Annotated in this window: 15 protein-coding genes and 3 rRNA genes; 5 read left to right on the top strand and 13 right to left on the bottom strand. The window is 36.7% G+C overall.

Annotated elements, in window-relative coordinates:
- The first annotated feature begins 218 nt into the window (after positions 1-218).
- Positions 219-1,181 carry a polyprenyl synthetase family protein gene (locus KFE69_11535; GenBank protein ID UTW42114.1) on the top strand — a complete coding sequence of 321 codons (963 nt, stop codon included), beginning with the start codon at positions 219-221 and terminating at the stop codon, positions 1,179-1,181.
- 549 nt (positions 1,182-1,730) lie between these two features.
- The gene (locus KFE69_11540) at positions 1,731-2,825 is read left to right on the top strand and encodes a site-specific integrase (GenBank protein UTW42115.1); all 1,095 of its coding nucleotides are present in this window, start codon (positions 1,731-1,733) and stop codon (positions 2,823-2,825) included.
- Here KFE69_11540 and KFE69_11545 read toward each other — a convergent pair.
- Together KFE69_11545 and KFE69_11550 are read right to left on the bottom strand one after the other, a co-directional pair.
- The gene (locus tag KFE69_11545; GenBank protein UTW42116.1) at positions 2,822-3,238 is read right to left on the bottom strand and encodes an acyl-CoA thioesterase; all 417 of its coding nucleotides are present in this window, start codon (positions 3,236-3,238) and stop codon (positions 2,822-2,824) included. The two genes, KFE69_11540 and KFE69_11545, sit on opposite strands and share 4 nt — an antisense overlap.
- A gap of 27 nt (positions 3,239-3,265) precedes the next feature.
- Positions 3,266-3,877 carry a transglycosylase SLT domain-containing protein gene (locus KFE69_11550; protein ID UTW42117.1) on the bottom strand — a complete coding sequence of 204 codons (612 nt, stop codon included), beginning with the start codon at positions 3,875-3,877 and terminating at the stop codon, positions 3,266-3,268.
- 213 nt (positions 3,878-4,090) lie between these two features.
- Between KFE69_11550 and KFE69_11555 the strand changes: the two genes are divergently transcribed.
- A complete protein-coding gene (locus KFE69_11555; GenBank protein ID UTW42118.1) occupies positions 4,091-4,513 on the top strand; it encodes an Hsp20 family protein in 423 nt (140 codons plus the stop codon).
- A gap of 10 nt (positions 4,514-4,523) precedes the next feature.
- On the opposite strand, the gene KFE69_11560 is transcribed toward KFE69_11555, so the two are convergent.
- Together KFE69_11560 and purF are read right to left on the bottom strand one after the other, a co-directional pair.
- A complete protein-coding gene (locus KFE69_11560) occupies positions 4,524-5,150 on the bottom strand; it encodes a tRNA-(ms[2]io[6]A)-hydroxylase (protein UTW42119.1) in 627 nt (208 codons plus the stop codon).
- A 5-nt stretch (positions 5,151-5,155) separates the two neighbouring features.
- Complete coding sequence (gene purF / locus KFE69_11565) at positions 5,156-6,661, bottom strand: amidophosphoribosyltransferase (GenBank protein UTW42120.1); 1,506 nt, start codon at positions 6,659-6,661, stop codon at positions 5,156-5,158.
- 167 nt (positions 6,662-6,828) lie between these two features.
- On the opposite strand from purF, the gene KFE69_11570 reads away from it, so the two are divergent.
- On the top strand, positions 6,829-7,683 hold the full coding sequence (locus KFE69_11570; protein ID UTW42121.1) for a mechanosensitive ion channel: 855 nt from the start codon (positions 6,829-6,831) through the stop codon (positions 7,681-7,683).
- Positions 7,684-7,801: 118 nt separating this feature from the next.
- A complete protein-coding gene (locus KFE69_11575; protein UTW42122.1) occupies positions 7,802-8,593 on the top strand; it encodes an alpha/beta hydrolase in 792 nt (263 codons plus the stop codon).
- Here KFE69_11575 and KFE69_11580 read toward each other — a convergent pair.
- The 9 genes from KFE69_11580 to hslV form a co-directional block, all read right to left on the bottom strand.
- Entirely contained in the window at positions 8,590-9,852 is a 1,263-nt protein-coding gene (locus KFE69_11580) for a hypothetical protein (GenBank protein ID UTW42123.1), read from the bottom strand. The genes KFE69_11575 and KFE69_11580 overlap by 4 nt on opposite strands.
- 68 nt (positions 9,853-9,920) lie before the next feature.
- Positions 9,921-10,035 (bottom strand): 5S ribosomal RNA (gene rrf, locus KFE69_11585).
- A 41-nt stretch (positions 10,036-10,076) separates the two neighbouring features.
- Positions 10,077-12,968 (bottom strand): 23S ribosomal RNA (locus KFE69_11590).
- An 88-nt stretch (positions 12,969-13,056) separates the two neighbouring features.
- Positions 13,057-14,599, bottom strand: a 16S ribosomal RNA gene (locus KFE69_11595).
- The 16S, 23S and 5S rRNA genes sit together here, the layout of an rRNA operon.
- Before the next feature lie 125 nt (positions 14,600-14,724).
- Entirely contained in the window at positions 14,725-15,402 is a 678-nt protein-coding gene (locus tag KFE69_11600) for a (d)CMP kinase (GenBank protein UTW42124.1), read from the bottom strand.
- A complete protein-coding gene (serC, locus tag KFE69_11605) occupies positions 15,392-16,465 on the bottom strand; it encodes a 3-phosphoserine/phosphohydroxythreonine transaminase (protein ID UTW42125.1) in 1,074 nt (357 codons plus the stop codon). Before serC ends, KFE69_11600 begins: the two co-directional genes overlap by 11 nt.
- 34 nt (positions 16,466-16,499) lie before the next feature.
- A complete protein-coding gene (locus KFE69_11610) occupies positions 16,500-16,832 on the bottom strand; it encodes a hypothetical protein (GenBank protein UTW42126.1) in 333 nt (110 codons plus the stop codon).
- A 107-nt stretch (positions 16,833-16,939) separates the two neighbouring features.
- Complete coding sequence (gene hslU, locus KFE69_11615) at positions 16,940-18,307, bottom strand: ATP-dependent protease ATPase subunit HslU (protein ID UTW42127.1); 1,368 nt, start codon at positions 18,305-18,307, stop codon at positions 16,940-16,942.
- A 62-nt stretch (positions 18,308-18,369) separates the two neighbouring features.
- Entirely contained in the window at positions 18,370-18,915 is a 546-nt protein-coding gene (hslV, locus tag KFE69_11620; protein UTW42128.1) for an ATP-dependent protease subunit HslV, read from the bottom strand.
- Between the last annotated feature and the right edge of the window lie 97 nt (positions 18,916-19,012).

Here is a 19,012-nt window from a genome sequence, read left to right on the forward strand (position 1 = left end):
AATAAGCCGCTTTTACCGATCATTTATCATACTCGCTTTAGCAAATAAAATCAATTAGCATCTTAAGCACGAATCTTTGTAATTCAATGGACAAATCTTAAGGATAATCACAATAAAATGATATCTACTCTAAAATAATAAAGCGAGATTACTTGACCTTCATGGTACACTTTCATATGCTGTAGGCAATCCATTTAAGTTGATGTTGATAATAAAAAATGACACTTGAAGCAATAAAATCTTTAATAACTGATGATATTCGACAAAATAACCGTGAAATTATCAAACATTTAGAATCAGATGTGGTGCTAATTAACCAAATTGGCCATCATATTATTCAAAGTGGCGGCAAACGTTTGCGTCCCTTAATTACAATGCTAAGTGCCAAAGCTCTAGGTTATCGTGGTGATAAACATATACTTGCTGCAACGATTATAGAATTTATCCATACAGCAACATTACTACATGATGATGTGGTTGATAACTCGTATAAGCGCCGTGGTAAAGACACAGCAAACGCCTTATTTGGTAACTCTGTTAGCGTCTTAACCGGTGACTTTTTATACTCCAGAGCATTTGAACTTATGGTCAGGCTTGATTCTATGGAAATTATGCAAATACTATCTTCAGCAACAAATAAAATTGCCGAAGGTGAAGTTCTACAGCTGATGAACTGTCATAACCCCCAAGTCACTGAAACGAACTATTTTGACGTTATTTACTGTAAAACAGCTAAATTATTTGAGGCTGCATGCCATATTTCTGCCGTTATCAGTAATACTTCAGATCACCATGCAATGATTGAATATGGCAAAAATTTAGGTATTGCATTCCAACTAGCTGATGATGTACTCGATTATACCGCATCTGAAGATGAACTAGGCAAAAATCTTGGTGATGATTTGGCAGAAGGTAAACCAACATTACCGCTTATTTATACAAAAACTAAAGCTGATAATGATGCTGTTGCATTAATAGATTCTGCAATTGAAAATGGTGCACTAGAACAAATAAATACAATTACTAACCTGATTAAACAATACCAAGGTATTGATTATACACTTAACTATGCGCTGGAATATGCACAAAAAGCCAAAGATGCAATTAAAGACTTAACACCATCACCTTATAAAGATGCACTAATCTCTTTAGCTGAGCTTGCTGTTAATCGATCAAACTAGACTAAACTTTAAAGAAAGTAGGTAAGAGCGATATCAACATCCTTGTTTGATTATTCTTTAATTCCTTAAGAAATTCGCTCTTTCCTAATTTTAGGGGGTTGCAAGTATATTTTCACATAGGACTTAATTTAATCAAATAGAAAATATCTCTTATTTATTTGAGAAATCACCCATAAAAACATTAAGCTTAAAATACTATAAGCAATTTTCGATTTATTTTGATATAATTAAATACACAACTGGTGTGATGAGGGAACATTACCAACACAAGGGAATCTATATTATTACACTGGCGTGCAAGCTCATCGTAAATTGAGAAGCCCAAAGTGTTATTGCGATTTGCCGTCTTAGCATACTATCCTCTTCAACCAGTTGTTTTTATCAAAAAAATATTATATTACTACCCGAATAATCTATTGCTTAGATCCCTTACACAAAAACAAATGAAATGTCAATTTAAAAAATCAAACATTATGTAAATAGCCAGCTCATTTTATATGTCTAATAATTATACCACTTATTTTAATTATCAAAGGTAAGGGGATAATCATGAATATAAATATGACAACTGTAACACCATCAGCATTATTTGATACCAGAAAACAACTATTTAAGTTAAAAGATTACGCTCATCTTGCTATTAAAAATCAAGGTGATTTTGAACAAGCTAAATTATTTTTACAATTAAATTCAAGAAGTGAAGGTACCTATACCTCATATAGAAGAGAAATTGAACGATTATTACACTGGAGCTGGTTAATTGCAGATAAAGACTTAGAGAAGTTATCATTGAATGATTTAATTAATTATATTGAGTTTTGCAAAACACCTCCAAAATCATGGATTAGCACTAAAAAAGTTAATAAATTCATTAGTGTTAATGATGCTAGAATACCTAATCCACACTGGCGTCCATTTGTTAGTATTTTATCAAAAAGTGAACATAAAGAAGGTAAAATGGCTTCTATTCATTCATTTAAAATTGGCCAAAATTCAGTTAAAGAAATCATTATGATATTAAGTACATTTTTTAATTTTCTCATTAAAAAACAATATATTAAACAAAATCCAACCATTCTTTTAAGGCAAAATTATAACTTAAGTGCAAAAACAACTAGTAAAAATATTAAGCTTAATCAACAAGATTTAAATGAAATTTTATCATCTAGTAAATACTTAGCAGATAAAAATCCAGCACTGTATGAACGCGCTTATTTTATTTTAAATTTAATGATTAATATGGGTATTAAACCATCAGAGTTAGTTACTAAGCACTATCGCACACCTTTAATGAGCGATATTACTAAAGATAGCAATAACTACTGGTATATTACACTAAATAATAAATATAAAAGAAGGCTTGATGAAGCTTCATTAAATGCTTTAAAACGCTGGCGTAGTTATTTATCACTTAGCCCATTACCCTATAAAAGTGAAAATATTCCATTAATACCTAAACAAAAAGGCATAGGTTCAGTTGAATCAACTGCACATATAAGACGTATAATCCAAGAAGTGTTAGATAGCATCGTTGATTCACTCAAACATTCTGGAAATTTAACTAAAGCTAAGCGATATCAAAAGATAACAGCAAGTGAACTTTGTAGTCATAAATATCAAAATCAAGATGTATTAACTGTTTAATAATTTGCAACTTCTAATAATTGTTGTTTAATCTCATCAGGAATCATCATAGATTTTTTGGTTAACAGGCTAAAAGCAACAAGCTTAGCATAAGCTTTAGCATAACTACCTGACTGATCAGATACTAAATTTAAATTATAATCTAGTTCAACACTACTTCTACCAATGGTTTTAAGTAGTTGAACAACCTCAATTTCACCAGGAAAGGTAAACGGTTTTATATACTCAATTGTTTGCTTAACCATAACAAATTGAATTTGATCTTTTTCAATCCACTGTTTTAATGATTCAATCTGATTAAACCAATGAAAACGAGCCTCAACCATAAAATCACAATAACGGCCATTATTTACATGGCCATAAGCATCCATATCCATCCAACGAATTGGTGTTTTAAATGTATACATTATCATTTTGCAATCCTTTTTAATTATTGTCCTTTAAAAAAACCAAGAACTGCTTTTTTTAGGAATATCACATCGTTTTAACTGACTGGCATACTGCCAAGCCCAACTTTGAACTTTTTTAGCTTTATTAAGTACTTGTCGATTGGACTTATAACTACCATTACTATAATTTCCTGGTCCTAGCCAATAGGCAACATATAAATGATAAGTATCAGTTTTTTTAATGCCTGTAACCTTAGATATATAATTACTGTACCAACCAATAAAATCAACAGAGTCTCTAAAATCACTTCTGGATGCGCTACTATTGCCTGTTGATTTTTTATACCAATCCCAAGTGCCATCAACTGCTTGTGCATAGCCATAAGCACTGGTTACCCTACCCCATGGTATAAAGCCTAAAGCATAATCTCTTGGTGGTTGTGCATCTGATCTAAAATCTGATTCAGCCCTTATAATTGCATATTGAACGCTAATAGGCACACCCCACTTTTTATATGAATCTAATGCATCGTAATACCAACTAGGATACTCATTTACAATGGCGCAAGCATTTTTAACCGTTTTAGGTGGTGCTGTAGCACAACCTGCAACTAAGATGACAAAATAGGTAATTAAAACTACACTGCCTATACGCTTTAGCATTTTTATTCCAAACCATTTAATAATCTACTCTTTTAAGGTTAGCATTTCCTTAATTTGAATGCCACTGTGGCCATCATTAACTATCTTTTAGCTAACACTTACTTGAAAAATAAACTTAAAGCCCAAATATATTAATTGCACGCCGATTATGGGTGCAAACAATAAGGCTTTAAAAGCTTAAACTAAAACTCGCTAAATAATAGGAGAAACAACATGACAAATTTTAATTTATCACCTCTTTTTAAAAGTACCGTCGGATTTGATCGTTTATTTGATTTGATGAACTCTGACTTTCAAAGTAATAATAATGGTTATCCTCCCTATAATATTGAAGTACTTGGAGATAACGATTACTTAATTAGCATGGCAATCGCCGGTTTTAAAGAAGATGAAATTGATATTACCTGGCATGATGGCAAGCTAGTTGTAAAAGGCACACATGCTGAGCAATCTAAACAAAGTGAACGTAAATTTTTACATCGTGGTATTGCTGAGCGCTCATTTAGTCAAACATTTGAACTAGCTGACCATGTCAAAGTAACTGATGCAAAACTAGAAAATGGCATCTTAAATATCAGCTTAATGCGTGAAGTTCCAGAAGCTATGAAACCTAAAAAAATTAAAGTCGCTTCATAAGAACATTACCCTAACTTAATAACCTAGGTATTCCGCTATGAAAGCGGAATATCTCATCTTGTGAGAGAATAAGCTCTTTTTCTTTATTTGCAAAAAGCTCAATTCGAGGTGTAATATCACAATCTGAATATTTTTGAGCAAAATCTAAATAAATACTAAAGTGACGTCGCTCTGATGCTAGTAATCCTTGATAAAATTTCTTTAATAAATCATCTAAATAAGGTGCTACTTTGCTAAAGCGCTCACATGAACGTGCTTCAATAAACGCACCAACAATTAATGTATCAACCAATTTCTGAGGTTCATGTTTGGCTACTAACTCTCTTAGACCTTGTGCATAACGTGATGGACTTATATATTGATAGCGTATATTTCTATCATTTAAAATTGCCATAACTTGTTCAAAATGTACTAGCTCTTCTCTTGCAATTTTGCTCATTCTTAAGGAAAGTTGTGACTCTTCTTGATAACGATACATTAAACTTAAAGCACTCGATGCTGCCTTTTTCTCACAATTAGCATGATCAATTAGCATAACTTCTTGATTTTCTAATGCTGCTTCAACCCAACTATCTGGCGTATCACAAGGTAGAAATGATGCTATATCATCAAACGCTTTATAAGTTACTTTTTTCATATTCATTAATCTTCGTTATGAATATCAAGCAGACTTCGAGTAACTTGACGTTGTCCATCATTGCGTAAGTTAGCCAACTCAACAAAATAGTCTTCGTTTATATCTCCGGTTGTATACTGACCATCAAATACTGAAGTTTCAAACTGCTTTAGAGTTGTATTTTCCTCACTAACTGATTCAATCAAAGCATCAAGATCTTGATAAATAACATCATCTGCGCCAATTAAATCAGCAATTTCACTATCTTTTGCATTATAAGCAATTAACTCATCATGTGTTGGCATATCAATACCATAAACATTTGGGTAGCGGATTGGCGGAGCTGCTGAGATCATCGTAACTTTTCTAGCGCCTGCTTTACGTGCCATTTCAATAATTTTACGAGAGGTATTACCTCTTACGATAGAGTCATCAACCAATAACACATGACGCCCTTGAAACTCACATGCCATTGTATTTAATTTTTTACGTATTGATTTAGTACGCTCACTCTGTCCTGGCATAATAAACGTTCGCCCAACATAACGGTTTTTAACAAACCCTTCACGATAGGGTAGATTTAATGTATCAGCAATACTTAAAGCTGCATGCCTGCCAGAATCTGGCACAGGAATTACTACATCAATATCATGTTCAGGCATAATACGTAACAGTTTTTCTGCTACTTTCTCGCCCATTCTTAAACGTGTATGATAAACAGATGCACCATCAATCACAGAGTCTGGCCTTGCCAGATAAACGTATTCAAATATACAAGGAATCAACTGATGAGTTTCAGTGCAAACTTTACGATGAATATGGCCATCTAAATCTACAAATATTGCCTCACCTGGCGCTACATCTCCAAGCATTTCATAACCATCACAATCAAGTGCTACACTTTCTGAAGCAACCATAACTTCACGCCCTTTTTCATTGGTTTTTGCACCTAAAACTAATGGTCGGATACCATAAGGATCACGAAAAGCAAATAAACCAACACCCGCAATAACACCACAAACAGCATAGCCACCACGTGTGCGTTTAAATACATTCTCCATTGCATGAAAAAAGTGCTCTGCCTTTAAGTCCGTAATTGAAACATCTTCTTTGGTTAATTCAGCAGCTAATACATTTAATAAAACTTCTGAATCTGAAGTCGTATTAATATGACGTTTATCAACAAGATTTAACTCTTCTCTTAAACTAATTGAATTGGTCAAGTTACCATTATGTGCCAATGCAATACCATAAGGTGAGTTGACATAAAATGGTTGTGATTCAGCATCACTATCAGAACCAGCGGTTGGATAGCGAACATGGCCAATTCCTGTATTACCTTTTAGTCGTAACATATGACGTGTTCTAATTGCTTCTACAACCAAGCCTCGAGCTTTTCTTAATGCCATCACTCGCTGATCACATGTTAATATACCTGCTGCATCCTGACCTCGATGCTGCAAAACCGTCAATGCATCAAACAATGCTTGATTTACATTTTGATAAGATAAAACGCCAACAATTCCACACATAATTAACTCAACTTAATGTTTAGTCATCTCTAAGGATGCTCTATTGTAGCAAAAAAATTCAAAGACACGAATGCTAAAATGAATATGATTTGCTACAGGCTTGATCATTAAGCTAATTTTTGCGCATAATACAATCATAGACTATATCATTAGGGAGCATATAACGCATGGCAGCTGCAGATCCAACTGTTGATACAACATTAATCACAAAAGAATACATACTAAATTCAAGCTTAACTATAGGTAGTAATTTACTCTATGCATTAATTATTTTTATTGTAGGTATTATTGTTGCTAAATTCATTCGTTACCTAGTTAAAAAACTCATGATTAAAGCTCAAGTTGAACCAATACTAACTAACTTTATTGCTCGAATTTTATTTTATACGGTTATTATTCTAGCACTGATCGCTGCTTTATCTAAGTTAGGCGTACCAACAGCAAGTATGATTGGCGTTTTCACAGCTTCTGTTTTTGCCATTGCATTTGCCCTACGTAACTCATTAAATCATTTTGCATCTGGTATGATTTTAGCAGCCACTCGCCCATTTCATATTGGTGACTTTATAGATATTAATAAAAATGCTTCAGGTACAGTCAAACGAATTACATTATTTTTTACAGAAATAATGACAACTGAAAATCAAAAAGTAACCATTCCTAATGGCAATGTACTATCTAGCACAATAACAAATTTTTCTTTTGAAGATAAACGTCGTACTGATCTAATTATTGGTATTGGCTATGGAGATGATATTAATAAAGCAAAACAGATTTTAGTGACGCTACTTAATCAGACAGACTCTATACTAAATGACCCTCAACCTGTGGTGGTTGTTAATGCATTATCTGCTAGTAGTGTTGATCTATTACTACGCTATTGGACGATGAGAGCTGATGCAATTAGCACTAAATGGGCTCTCTTAGAATCTGCTAAAAATTTACTCGATGAAAATCATATCAATATTCCCTTCCCTCAAACCGATGTACATTTATATAAACACCAAGAAAATCAGCTATAAATTTACCGCATCAATTGTTGCATTTTATGCAATAATATTTTGAATAAATGAGATATTATTCCATTTATTGATTAATAGTATAATCAATATATAAAATAAAAAATGAGGAATAATAAACATGAATAAATTATCAATTAACCATTACCAAATTAATTATATTGACTCTCAAAAAGGCAATAAAACATTCCTACTAATACATGGTACTGGAGCTAATCACCAACAGCTATTACCACAATATCATTATTTATCAAAATTCGCTCGTGTTGTTGCAGTTGATTTAAAAGGTCATGGTGAAAGTGACAAACCACAGAAAAACTATTCAATTAATGGTTTTGCAAATGATTTAGCTTATCTTATCAAAAAACTAGATTTACAAAATATAACAGCTATTGGTGCAAGTATGGGGGGTAATATTGCCGTTGATCTTGCATATCATTACCCGAAACTTATATCTTCAATCATTTTACTTGACTCAGGATTACTTTACTCAAAAGACATGTTAGCAACAATGATTGAATATAAAAATGAGTTAAAAACTAATTTTACTCAATGTATCAATAAAATTGCAGATAACAGCTTTTTAAAAACAGATCAACATAAGTCAAAATTATTACATACTATGTTAAATACACCAGAGTATGTTTGGTCAGGGTGTTTTGAAAATATGATTGCAATAGATCAAAGGACAATAAAATCTACATTAAATCAGTTAAAACTACCAGTTTTATATATACAAGCAACCAATTGTCTTACTAATTTAGATTTATTCAAACAACTAACACCTCAATTACAATATGCAAAAATCATTGGTGCTGGACATATTATTTCTTTAGAAGTAGCTGATCAAGTAAATGCTATGATTATGCAGTTTGAAAAAATAAATCAACAATCATTTTTATATCAACACTAATCTCTACATAACTCATTCTCAGACAATGACCTTTCATTAATATTTAAATTTTTATTAAAGAAAATATTAGTATTTAATGTGAATTTACCGACTCTTGATTTTATTTCTTTTAATCCAGGCTCAATATTGGTTGATTTAGAAGGATGATATTGCGTTAAATAATCATTATTATGTTGTATACGCGTAATGATATCCCCCGGAATTTCTTCTATATAAGCTCTTGCAATATGTTTGAAAATTGTTTGTTTAAAGTCACTTTCTAATTCAGTCATTGAAAGAGATGTATTAAAATGAACTGTTAATATGATAGGCTTATATTTTCTAAACATGTTATCTACACTTTCATAGATTTTAGCCCAACTAGCAGCTAGTTCAATTTTTGATAATCTACTTTTATAATTTATTAGATCACCCCTTTCACCATCACTTTCATAATCTAAATCAGATTCGTCATCTCTATTAACATAAGCACCTAAAATTTCAACTTGGTCTTTTATTGCTATCTTAAACCCACCATTATGTTTACTTACCCAATGATTAAGACCATTGATAGCATGTATTCCACCAATAGTTGGTCTAATTGGACATGGTTCAGCTATCCATGTTAAATCTTTTGACTGTAAAGGGTGAGAAGTCTTTACATCTTGATAGTTAATATTATCTGATGATATGGCATAGGTATTATGATTCCAATCTTGATGCCAACTAGCATCTTTTGCCATTTGACATTTTTGAGATTCATGTTGAAAGACACCATCAATTAATACTAAACTTGGATCTTCTAAACATCTCAATTTGATACCTGTTTTAAAAACAAGTATTTCACCACCATGATATAGATGATATGCCTGCAATCCATGACACTCTCCAATGATTGGGTGCCTCAATTGTTTATGACAATAGATTGCTGTTAAATCAGCTAATTCTTTATCAGACATTTTTTCAGGCTTATGTAAATGTAATAATGTATCATTTCTATGATCTTTATAATTTTGGCTAGATAGTCCACTCCACCCACCTGCAGGAATCGCCAAGATTTGACACTTTTCAGCAATGGACATCATTGTATCTAAATATGCTTTTTCTTTATCATCTAAACTACGTGTTTTCAATTTATTTAACCACTGAAGCCCAGTTATCGACTGTGACTCTATATATAAACTAGGTGATTGATTAATTATTTCATGATTGCCTAGTGAATCAAAAAATGGCTTACGATATTGTTCATTATTTTCATCAACTATTGTGTGAATTTTCATTATACTCCCCCCATTTTAGATATCAGAACCAAAAAAGCCCCCAATGAAGGAGGCTTTTTGAATTAAATCCCCGGTAATGCCCTACTTTCACATGGCAACTGCCACACTATCATCGGCGCAAAGTGGTTTCACTTCTGAGTTCGGCATGGAATCAGGTGGTTCACACTCGCTATACTCACCGGGAAACTTTTTAGGTTTGACCCTTAACAATCTAGTCTACTGATATAACCAATTCACTCGAATCATTAGTACTGGTTAGCTTCATACATTGCTGCACTTACACACCCAGCCTATCAACGTCCTAGTCTCGAACGTTTCTTAAGGGAATAAATTCCCGGGATGTCTTATCTTGAGGGAGGCTTCCCGCTTAGATGCTTTCAGCGGTTATCCCTTCCGTACATAGCTACTGGGCAATGCATCTGGCGACACAACCCAAACACCAGAGGTACGTCCACTCCGGTCCTCTCGTACTAGGAGCAGATCCTCTCAAACATCCGACGCCCACGGCAGATAGGGACCGAACTGTCTCACGACGTTCTAAACCCAGCTCGCGTACCACTTTAAATGGCGAACAGCCATACCCTTGGGACCTGCTTCAGCCCCAGGATGTGATGAGCCGACATCGAGGTGCCAAACACCGCCGTCGATATGAACTCTTGGGCGGTATCAGCCTGTTATCCCCGGAGTACCTTTTATCCGTTGAGCGATGGCCCTTCCATACAGAACCACCGGATCACTAAGACCTACTTTCGTACCTGCTCGAGCCGTCACTCTCGCAGTCAAGCGCACTTATGCCTTTATACTCTTGGTATGATTTCCGACCATACCGAGTGCACCTTCGTACTCCTCCGTTACTCTTTAGGAGGAGACCGCCCCAGTCAAACTACCCACCATACACTGTCCTTGGTATTTCTACCTAAGTTAGAACTTCAACCATACCAGGGTGGTATTTCAAGGTTGGCTCCATATAAGCTAGCGCCTATACTTCTAAGCCTCCCACCTATCCTACACAGATAGGGTCAAAGTCCAGTGCAAAGCTGTAGTAAAGGTTCACGGGGTCTTTCCGTCTAACCGCGGGTACGCAGCATCTTCACTGCGATTTCAATTTCACTGAGTCTCAGGTGGAGACAGTGTGGCCATCGTTACGCCATTCGTGCAGGTCGGAACTTACCCGACAAGGAATTTCGCTACCTTAGGACCGTTATAGTTACGGCCGCCGTTTACTGGGGCTTCGATCCAGAGCTTCACTTACGTTAACCCCTTCAATTAACCTTCCAGCACCGGGCAGGCGTCACACCCTATACTTCCTCTTACGAGTTCGCAGAGTGCTGTGTTTTTAATAAACAGTCGCAGCCACCTGGTATTTGCAACCCACTTCTGCTTAGAGAGTAAATCTCATCACATAATGTGGGCACACCTTCTCCCGAAGTTACGGTGTCATTTTGCCTAGTTCCTTCACCTGAGTTATCTCATCGCCTTAGTATTCTCTACCTGTCTACCTGTGTCGGTTTACAGTACGGTTTCTTGTGCTATAAGTTTAGCTGCTTTTCCTGGAAGCCGAGCATCAATCACTTCGTAAAACCTAAGTTTTACTTCGTCTCGTATCTCGTCTATAACATAGCGGATTTGCCTACTATGCCAAACTACATACTTTCACCTGGATAACCATTCACCAGGATGATCTAGCTTTCTCCGTCACAACATCACTAACACAATAAGTACGGGAATATTAACCCGTTTCCCATCGGATTCGCCCTTCGGCTACTCCTTAGGGGCCGACTAACCCTACGTTGATCAACATTGCGTAGGAAACCTTAGACTTCCGGCCAATAAGAATCTCACTTATTTATCGTTACTCATGTCAGCATTCGCACTTCTGATACCTCCAGCATGCTTCTCAACACACCTTCATCGGCTTACAGAACGCTCCCCTACCCAGTACTTAAAGTACTGCCGCAGCTTCGGTTGTTTGCTTTAGCCCCGTTGAATCTTCCGCGCATGCCGACTCGACCAGTGAGCTATTACGCTTTCTTTAAAGGGTGGCTGCTTCTAAGCCAACCTCCTGGATGTCTCTGCCTTCACACTTCGTTTTCCACTTAGCAAACAATTGGGGACCTTAGCTGGCGGTCTGGGCTTTTTCCCTCTCCACGATGGACCTTAGCACCCACCGTGTGTCTCCTATAATTAAACTTCATCGTATTCTGAGTTTGCATCGGTTCAGTAAGATACGAATATCCCCCTAGCCGATACAGTGCTTTACCCCGATGAGTTACTTATAAGGCTCTACCTAAATAGATTTCGGGGAGAACCAGCTATCTCTGTGCTTGTTTAGCCTTTCACTCCTATCCACATCTCATCCCATAATTTTGCAACATTACCGGGTTCGGGCCTCCAGGTGGTGTTACCCAACCTTCACCCTGGACATGGATAGATCGCTACAGTTTCGGGTCTATTCCCAGCGACTTAGACGCCCTATTAAGACTCGGTTTCCCTTCGGCTTCACTATTCGCTTAACCTTGCCACTGAAAATAACTCGCTGACCCATTATACAAAAGGTACGCCGTCACATTTCTTAAAAATGCTCCGACTGCTTGTACGCAAACGGTTTCAGGTTCTATTTCACTCCCCTTAAAGGGGTTCTTTTCGCCTTTCCCTCACGGTACTGGTTCACTATCGGTCAATTGGTCATATTTAGCCTTGGAGGATGGGCCCCCCATCTTCAGTCAAAATTTCTCGTGTTCCGACCTACTTATTCGTATGCTTAGTTCCTAATCAATACTTTCGTGTACGGGACTATCACCCTCTATCGTTAAGCTTCCCAACTTATTCCACTAACATCAATTATAAATCATACAAGGCTAATCCCCGTTCGCTCGCCGCTACTAAGAGAATCTCGGTTGATTTCTTTTCCTACAGGTACTTAGATGTTTCAGTTCCCTGCGTTCGCTTTCCAATCAAAGATTAGAATATCCACCTTACAGTGGATGGGTTCCCCCATTCGGACATCAACGGATCAACGCTCTTTTGCCAACTCCCCGTTGCTTTTCGCAGACTTACACGTCCTTCTTCGCTTCCAATTGCCTAGGCATCCACCGTTTGCGCTTTTACCCTTGGCTATATCAGTAAACTAAATTGTTAAAGATCAACTATGCTAAAAAATAGTTTCATATGTAAACACTTAACGTTCTTTTGTATTTTTACCTTTAAGGAGGTGATCCAGCCGCAGGTTCCCCTACGGCTACCTTGTTACGACTTCACCCCAGTCATGAATCACACCGTGGTGACCGTCCTCTAATAGTTAGACTAGCCACTTCTGGTGCAACCCACTCCCATGGTGTGACGGGCGGTGTGTACAAGACCCGGGAACGTATTCACCGCGACATGCTGATTCGCGATTACTAGCGATTCCGACTTCATGTTCTCGAGTTGCAGAGAACAATCCGGACTACGAACACCTTTGTGAGTTTCGCTCCAAGTCGCCTCTTCGCTTCCCTCTGTAATGCCCATTGTAGCACGTGTGTAGCCCTACCCGTAAGGGCCATGATGACTTGACGTCGTCCCCACCTTCCTCCGTGTTAACCACGGCAGTCTCTATAGAGTGCCCAACTCAATGATGGCAACTATAAATAAGGGTTGCGCTCGTTGCGGGACTTAACCCAACATCTCACGACACGAGCTGACGACAGCCATGCAGCACCTGTATCTGAATTCCCGAAGGCACCGATCTATCTCTAAATCGTTCTCAGTATGTCAAGGGTAGGTAAGGTTCTTCGCGTTGCATCGAATTAAACCACATGCTCCACCGCTTGTGCGGGTCCCCGTCAATTCCTTTGAGTTTTAGCCTTGCGGCCGTAATCCCCAGGCGGAGTACTTAGCGCGTTAGCTACGCCACAAGAACCTTAACACCGATTCCTACAGCTAGTACTCATCGTTTACAGCATGGACTACCAGGGTATCTAATCCTGTTCGCTAACCATGCTTTCGTCCCTCAGCGTCAGTATTCGGCCAGAAAGTTGCCTTCGCCATTGGTGTTCCTTCTGATATCTACGCATTTCACCGCTACACCAGAAATTCCCCTTTCCTCTCCTATACTCTAGATACACAGTTTCAAATGACATCCCAAGGTTGAGCCCTGGACTTTTACATCTGACTTATTTATCCGCCTACGGACCCTTTACGCCCAGTAAGTCCGATTAACGCTCGCACCCTCCGTATTACCGCGGCTGCTGGCACGGAGTTTGCCGGTGCTTCTTCTGAAAGTAACGTCACAGTATTTAACTCTTAATCTAATACCTTTCCTCCTTCCTGAAAGTGCTTTACAACCCTAAGGCCTTCTTCACACACGTGGCATTGCTGGATCAGGGTTGCCCCCATTGTCCAATATTCCCCACTGCTGCCTCCCGTAGGAGTCTGGGCCGTGTCTCAGTCCCAGTGTGGCTGATCTTCCTCTCAGAACAGCTATGGATCGCAGCCTTGGTGAGCCCTTACCTCACCAACTAGCTAATCCAACGCAGGCTCATCTCAAAGCGCCAGGCCCGAAGGTCCCCAGCTTTGGTTCGTAAACTTTATGCGGTATTAGCACGAGTTTCCCCGTGTTATCCCCAACTTTAAGACAGATTCCTACGCGTTACTCACCCGTCCGCCACTCGCCATCAATCTAGCAAGCTAGATCATGCTGCCGTGCGACTTGCATGTGTTAAGCATGCCACCAGCGTTCAATCTGAGCCAGGATCAAACTCTTCAGTTTGTATCTCTGTAATTCATTGACAAGAACGTAAGTGTCTACATATCAATCTATTTTTTAAACATCTTTCAGCCGAAGATCACTCTCTTCTGGCGTGGTGTGAATATTACTGGAATTGGCCAATGACGTCAACAGTTAATGGCATTTTTTTTTAAGATTTCTAATACCATTTGTTGTACTTGGTTAATACTCAAACTAGAAGTATCAATTATAATAGCATCTGCTGCTGGAATCAATGGTGCTACTTTTCGATTTCTATCTCGGCTATCTCTTTGCACGACCTGCTCTAATACATCTTTTTGATCCACACAAACGCCTTGAGTGGCTAATTGTTGGTAACGCCTACTCGCTCTTACTTCACTTGTAGCATCTAAAAATAATTTAATTTGTGCATTTGGAAAAACAATTGTTCCCATATCTCTACCATCAGCAATTAAGCCCTTATTCTGATCAAATGATCGTTGCAAGGTCATCAAATTATCTCTTACACTTTGATAAGCACTAATTTTAGATGCCAACATACCAATAGATTCATGGCGAATTAAATCCGTTACATCAGAACCATCAACAATCACTTTTGTTAAATTATCTTCTGATATAAAAGATACTGGTAAACTAAGTGCTGCTTGTGAAAGTTTGATCTCATTATTACTATCAATATCTTTTTGCTGACTATAATAAGCAAGTGCTCTATATATAGAGCCACTATCCAATAGCTGCCAATTCAAATAATTTGCTAAAAAACGTGCTAAGGTACCTTTACCAACACCACTTGGTCCATCCACTGTGATGATTTTATCTGTCATTTTTTTCATATTCCTTGAGATAGTCAATTAATGCTGTCGCCGCTTTTAATTCGATAGCATTATAAAGACTTACTCTAAAACCACCAACACTTCTATGACCATTAATACCATAAAACCCATCTTTTTTAGCTTGACTGATTAACTGATCAATTTTATTTTGATTTTCATCTTCTCTTGTGAAAACAGCATTCATTCTTGAACGAATAGCTTTTGGTACAAGTGGCTTAAATAACTTGCTCTGATCAAGGTAATCATAAAACATTGACGCTTTAACTTGATTAAGTGATTCAAATTGTTTAATGCCACCTTGTTGTTTAATCCACTTAAGTACCAAATAAGTAGTATACCAAGCGACAACTACTGGTGTATTAGCCATTGAGTTTTTTTTCATTGCTTGATAATACGATTGTACAGCTGATATTTTATCAAGTTTCTGAATTAAATCATCACGAATAATAACAATACTCAAACCTGGAATACCAAGGTTTTTCTGAGCACCGGCATAGACAAGACCATAACGATTGATATCAAACCATTTAGATAGTAAATTAGATGACATATCACAGACTAGCGGGATATGCTCTGTTTCAGGTATATATTGAAACTCTCTTCCATCAATGGTTTCATTATCAATATAATGCAAATAATCATAACTTCCATTGACATCATAGCATTGTTCTAAAAATAGTTTTTCATAAGGCTTCTCAATTATATTTAAGTCAATCACTTTTCTAGCTTCTGAAATTGCAAGTTTAGACCAATAACCACAATCTAAATATATTGCTTTATTTTGACGCTGTAGATTTTGTGGAATACTAAAAAATTGTGTTGTTGCACCACCATGAAAAAATAGGATCTGATAATGATCAGGAATATTTAATAAATCTTTAAGTAATCTCCGAGCTTTATAAGCAATTTCATGAAACCGATCATCACGATGGCTTAATGCCAATAATGATATACCTGTATTATCAAAATTATCCATAGCCTTAAATAGTTGATGTGTGACTTCATCAGCTAAGACAGCAGGCCCAGCACAATAATTATATGCTTTATGCGACATGAAATTTACCTTTATTTTATTTTTGTATTATAGCTTATTGAGCAACACCTGGTGTAACACGTTGCGGTTGAGTTGTTTTCAAGCCATCTGATACAGCATTAAGCTCTGTTTTAATTGTTTCACTTCTTGGTACACCCGCATTATCTGCTTCAGTTACCGCATCACCTAATTGTTTTGAAAAAACTTCACAGCCTTTAATATTGCCTGCGCCTGAAGTACACATAACATTACTTTGCTGAGTGGTATAAACCTTTTGTAGTGCTTGTTTTTGCTTTGCAGATTGAGGAGTTTGACTAGATGCATTGGCAAAAGAAATAGCAGAAACTATGCAAATACCAATACAACCAATTAATTTTCTTATATCCATTATATTCACTTACCTATTAATTCAGCACTATATCACTGATTATAGTTTTAAATAAGTATACCATTTAATGACATTAAGAAAATAATCTTCTTTTAAGATTTCAGCCATTATAAAATATAACGACTCAAATCTTGATCTTTGACTAGATCACTTAATTGTTTATTAACATAGGCCTTATTCACTTTAACTGGTGTCTCAGCTACATCTGGTGCATTAAATGATACTTCTTCTAGTAATCGCTCCATCACTGTATGTAGACGTCTTGCACCAATGTTTTCTACTTCTTCATTGATTTGCCATGACATTTCAGCAATACGTTCAATTGCAGATTTTTCGAATATAACATCAACACCTTCAGTTTTTAACAAGGCTTGATACTGCTTAACTAATGATGCATCTGGCTCAGTTAAAATACGCACAAAATCTTTAGTTGATAATGATTGTAATTCTACACGAATTGGCAAACGCCCTTGTAATTCAGGGATTAAATCAGATGGTTTTGCAACATGAAATGCACCTGAGGCTATAAATAGCATATGGTCCGTTTTAATCATGCCATACTTTGTTGAAACTGTACTACCTTCAACTAATGGCAATAAATCTCTCTGTACACCCTCACGAGAGACATCGCCACCACCTCTTGTATCAGAGCGTTTACAGACTTTATCAATCTCATCTAAAAACACAATACCATTTTGCTCAACTGATTCAACCGCTTTCGCTTTAACTTCATCTTCATTGACTAAACGAGAAGCTTCATCTTCTTCTAATAGTTTAAGCGCATGTTTTACTTTGGTTTTACGTTTACTTGTTTTCTTACCTGACATTGAAGAGAACATATCTTGGAGTTGGCTTGTCATCTCTTCCATTCCTGGCGGACCCATAATTTCCATATTCATCGCAGCTTGAGAGACTTCGATTTCAATTTCTTTATCATCTAGCTCGCCTTTTCGTAGTTTTTTGCGAAACATACTACGTGCAGAAGATTCTTTTTCTTCTGTTTTATCATCATTTTCAACACTAGGCTCATTTGCAAAACCAACACGAGACTCTTTAGATGGTTGTGGTAATAAGATATCTAAGACACGATTTTCTGCTGCTTCTTGCGCTTTTAATTTAACTTTTTCTTTCGCATCTTCACGTTCCATTTTCACAGCAACATCTGCTAAATCTCTGACAATTGAATCAACATCACGACCAACATAACCGACTTCAGTAAATTTTGTTGCTTCTACTTTAATAAACGGTGCTTTAGCTAATTTAGCTAATCTGCGAGCGATTTCTGTTTTACCAACCCCTGTTGGCCCAATCATTAAGATGTTTTTAGGCGTTACTTCAGGACGTAATTGATCATCTAACTGCATTCTTCTCCAACGGTTTCTTAGTGCAATTGCAACTGCTTTTTTAGCCTCATCTTGTCCAATAATAAAACGATCTAACTCATGTACAATTTCTTTGGGTGTCATCTGGGACATTGTATTCACCTTTTTATTTTTTTAATTTTCAAATTCAAACCTAACCAAATCAATGATTTCAATTAGTCTTTATCTTTTAATGCTTCAATGATTAAATTATGATTGGTATAAATGCAGATATCTGCGGCAATGGTTAAACTTTTCTCTACAATCTCTTGCGCACCTAGTTTTGTATTTTTAACCAATGCTCGAGCTGCAGCTTTTGCATAAGCTGAACCTGAACCAATTGATAATATACCCTCATCATCTGCAGCCATCACATCTCCAACACCTGAAATTAGAAGCGATGTTTTTTTATCAGCGACAATTATCATTGCTTCTAGTTTTTGTAGCATCTTATCCATACGCCACTCTCTTACCATCTCAACGGCAGCTCTTTCAAGCTGACCTTGATACATATCAAGCTTACCTTCAAACTTTTCAAATAATGTAAATGCATCTGCTGTAGCACCAGCAAAACCAGTTAATACACGATCACCATATAATCTTCTAACTTTAACAATATTATCTTTTGCAACCATATCACCCATTGTTGCCTGACCATCTCCACCAACGACCACTTCATCACCACGTCTTACACAAAGAATTGTTGTTCCACGCATCTGCATACTCTTTTCTCCAATTAATATCGAATTGTAAATTCATATATTGTGACAGATACTCAAAAGACAAGACTTGTTTCAGCAATTTCTTCAAAATATTCTG

The sequence above is a fragment of the bacterium SCSIO 12844 genome, assembly GCA_024397935.1.
Taxonomy (GTDB): domain Bacteria; phylum Pseudomonadota; class Gammaproteobacteria; order Francisellales; family Francisellaceae; genus M0027.

Coding starts and splice junctions, on each gene's coding strand:
- purF (UTW42120.1), bottom strand. CDS start 6,661: ATGTGTGGAATTGTTGGCGTTTTATCTTATCAAAATGTAAATCAAGCA.
- KFE69_11535 (UTW42114.1), top strand. CDS start 219: ATGACACTTGAAGCAATAAAATCTTTAATAACTGATGATATTCGACAA.
- KFE69_11610 (UTW42126.1), bottom strand. CDS start 16,832: ATGGATATAAGAAAATTAATTGGTTGTATTGGTATTTGCATAGTTTCT.
- KFE69_11570 (UTW42121.1), top strand. CDS start 6,829: ATGGCAGCTGCAGATCCAACTGTTGATACAACATTAATCACAAAAGAA.
- KFE69_11580 (UTW42123.1), bottom strand. CDS start 9,852: ATGAAAATTCACACAATAGTTGATGAAAATAATGAACAATATCGTAAG.
- KFE69_11555 (UTW42118.1), top strand. CDS start 4,091: ATGACAAATTTTAATTTATCACCTCTTTTTAAAAGTACCGTCGGATTT.
- KFE69_11540 (UTW42115.1), top strand. CDS start 1,731: ATGAATATAAATATGACAACTGTAACACCATCAGCATTATTTGATACC.
- KFE69_11560 (UTW42119.1), bottom strand. CDS start 5,150: ATGAAAAAAGTAACTTATAAAGCGTTTGATGATATAGCATCATTTCTA.
- KFE69_11600 (UTW42124.1), bottom strand. CDS start 15,402: ATGACAGATAAAATCATCACAGTGGATGGACCAAGTGGTGTTGGTAAA.
- hslV (UTW42128.1), bottom strand. CDS start 18,915: ATGCAGATGCGTGGAACAACAATTCTTTGTGTAAGACGTGGTGATGAA.
- KFE69_11550 (UTW42117.1), bottom strand. CDS start 3,877: ATGCTAAAGCGTATAGGCAGTGTAGTTTTAATTACCTATTTTGTCATC.
- hslU (UTW42127.1), bottom strand. CDS start 18,307: ATGTCCCAGATGACACCCAAAGAAATTGTACATGAGTTAGATCGTTTT.
- KFE69_11575 (UTW42122.1), top strand. CDS start 7,802: ATGAATAAATTATCAATTAACCATTACCAAATTAATTATATTGACTCT.
- serC (UTW42125.1), bottom strand. CDS start 16,465: ATGTCGCATAAAGCATATAATTATTGTGCTGGGCCTGCTGTCTTAGCT.
- KFE69_11545 (UTW42116.1), bottom strand. CDS start 3,238: ATGATAATGTATACATTTAAAACACCAATTCGTTGGATGGATATGGAT.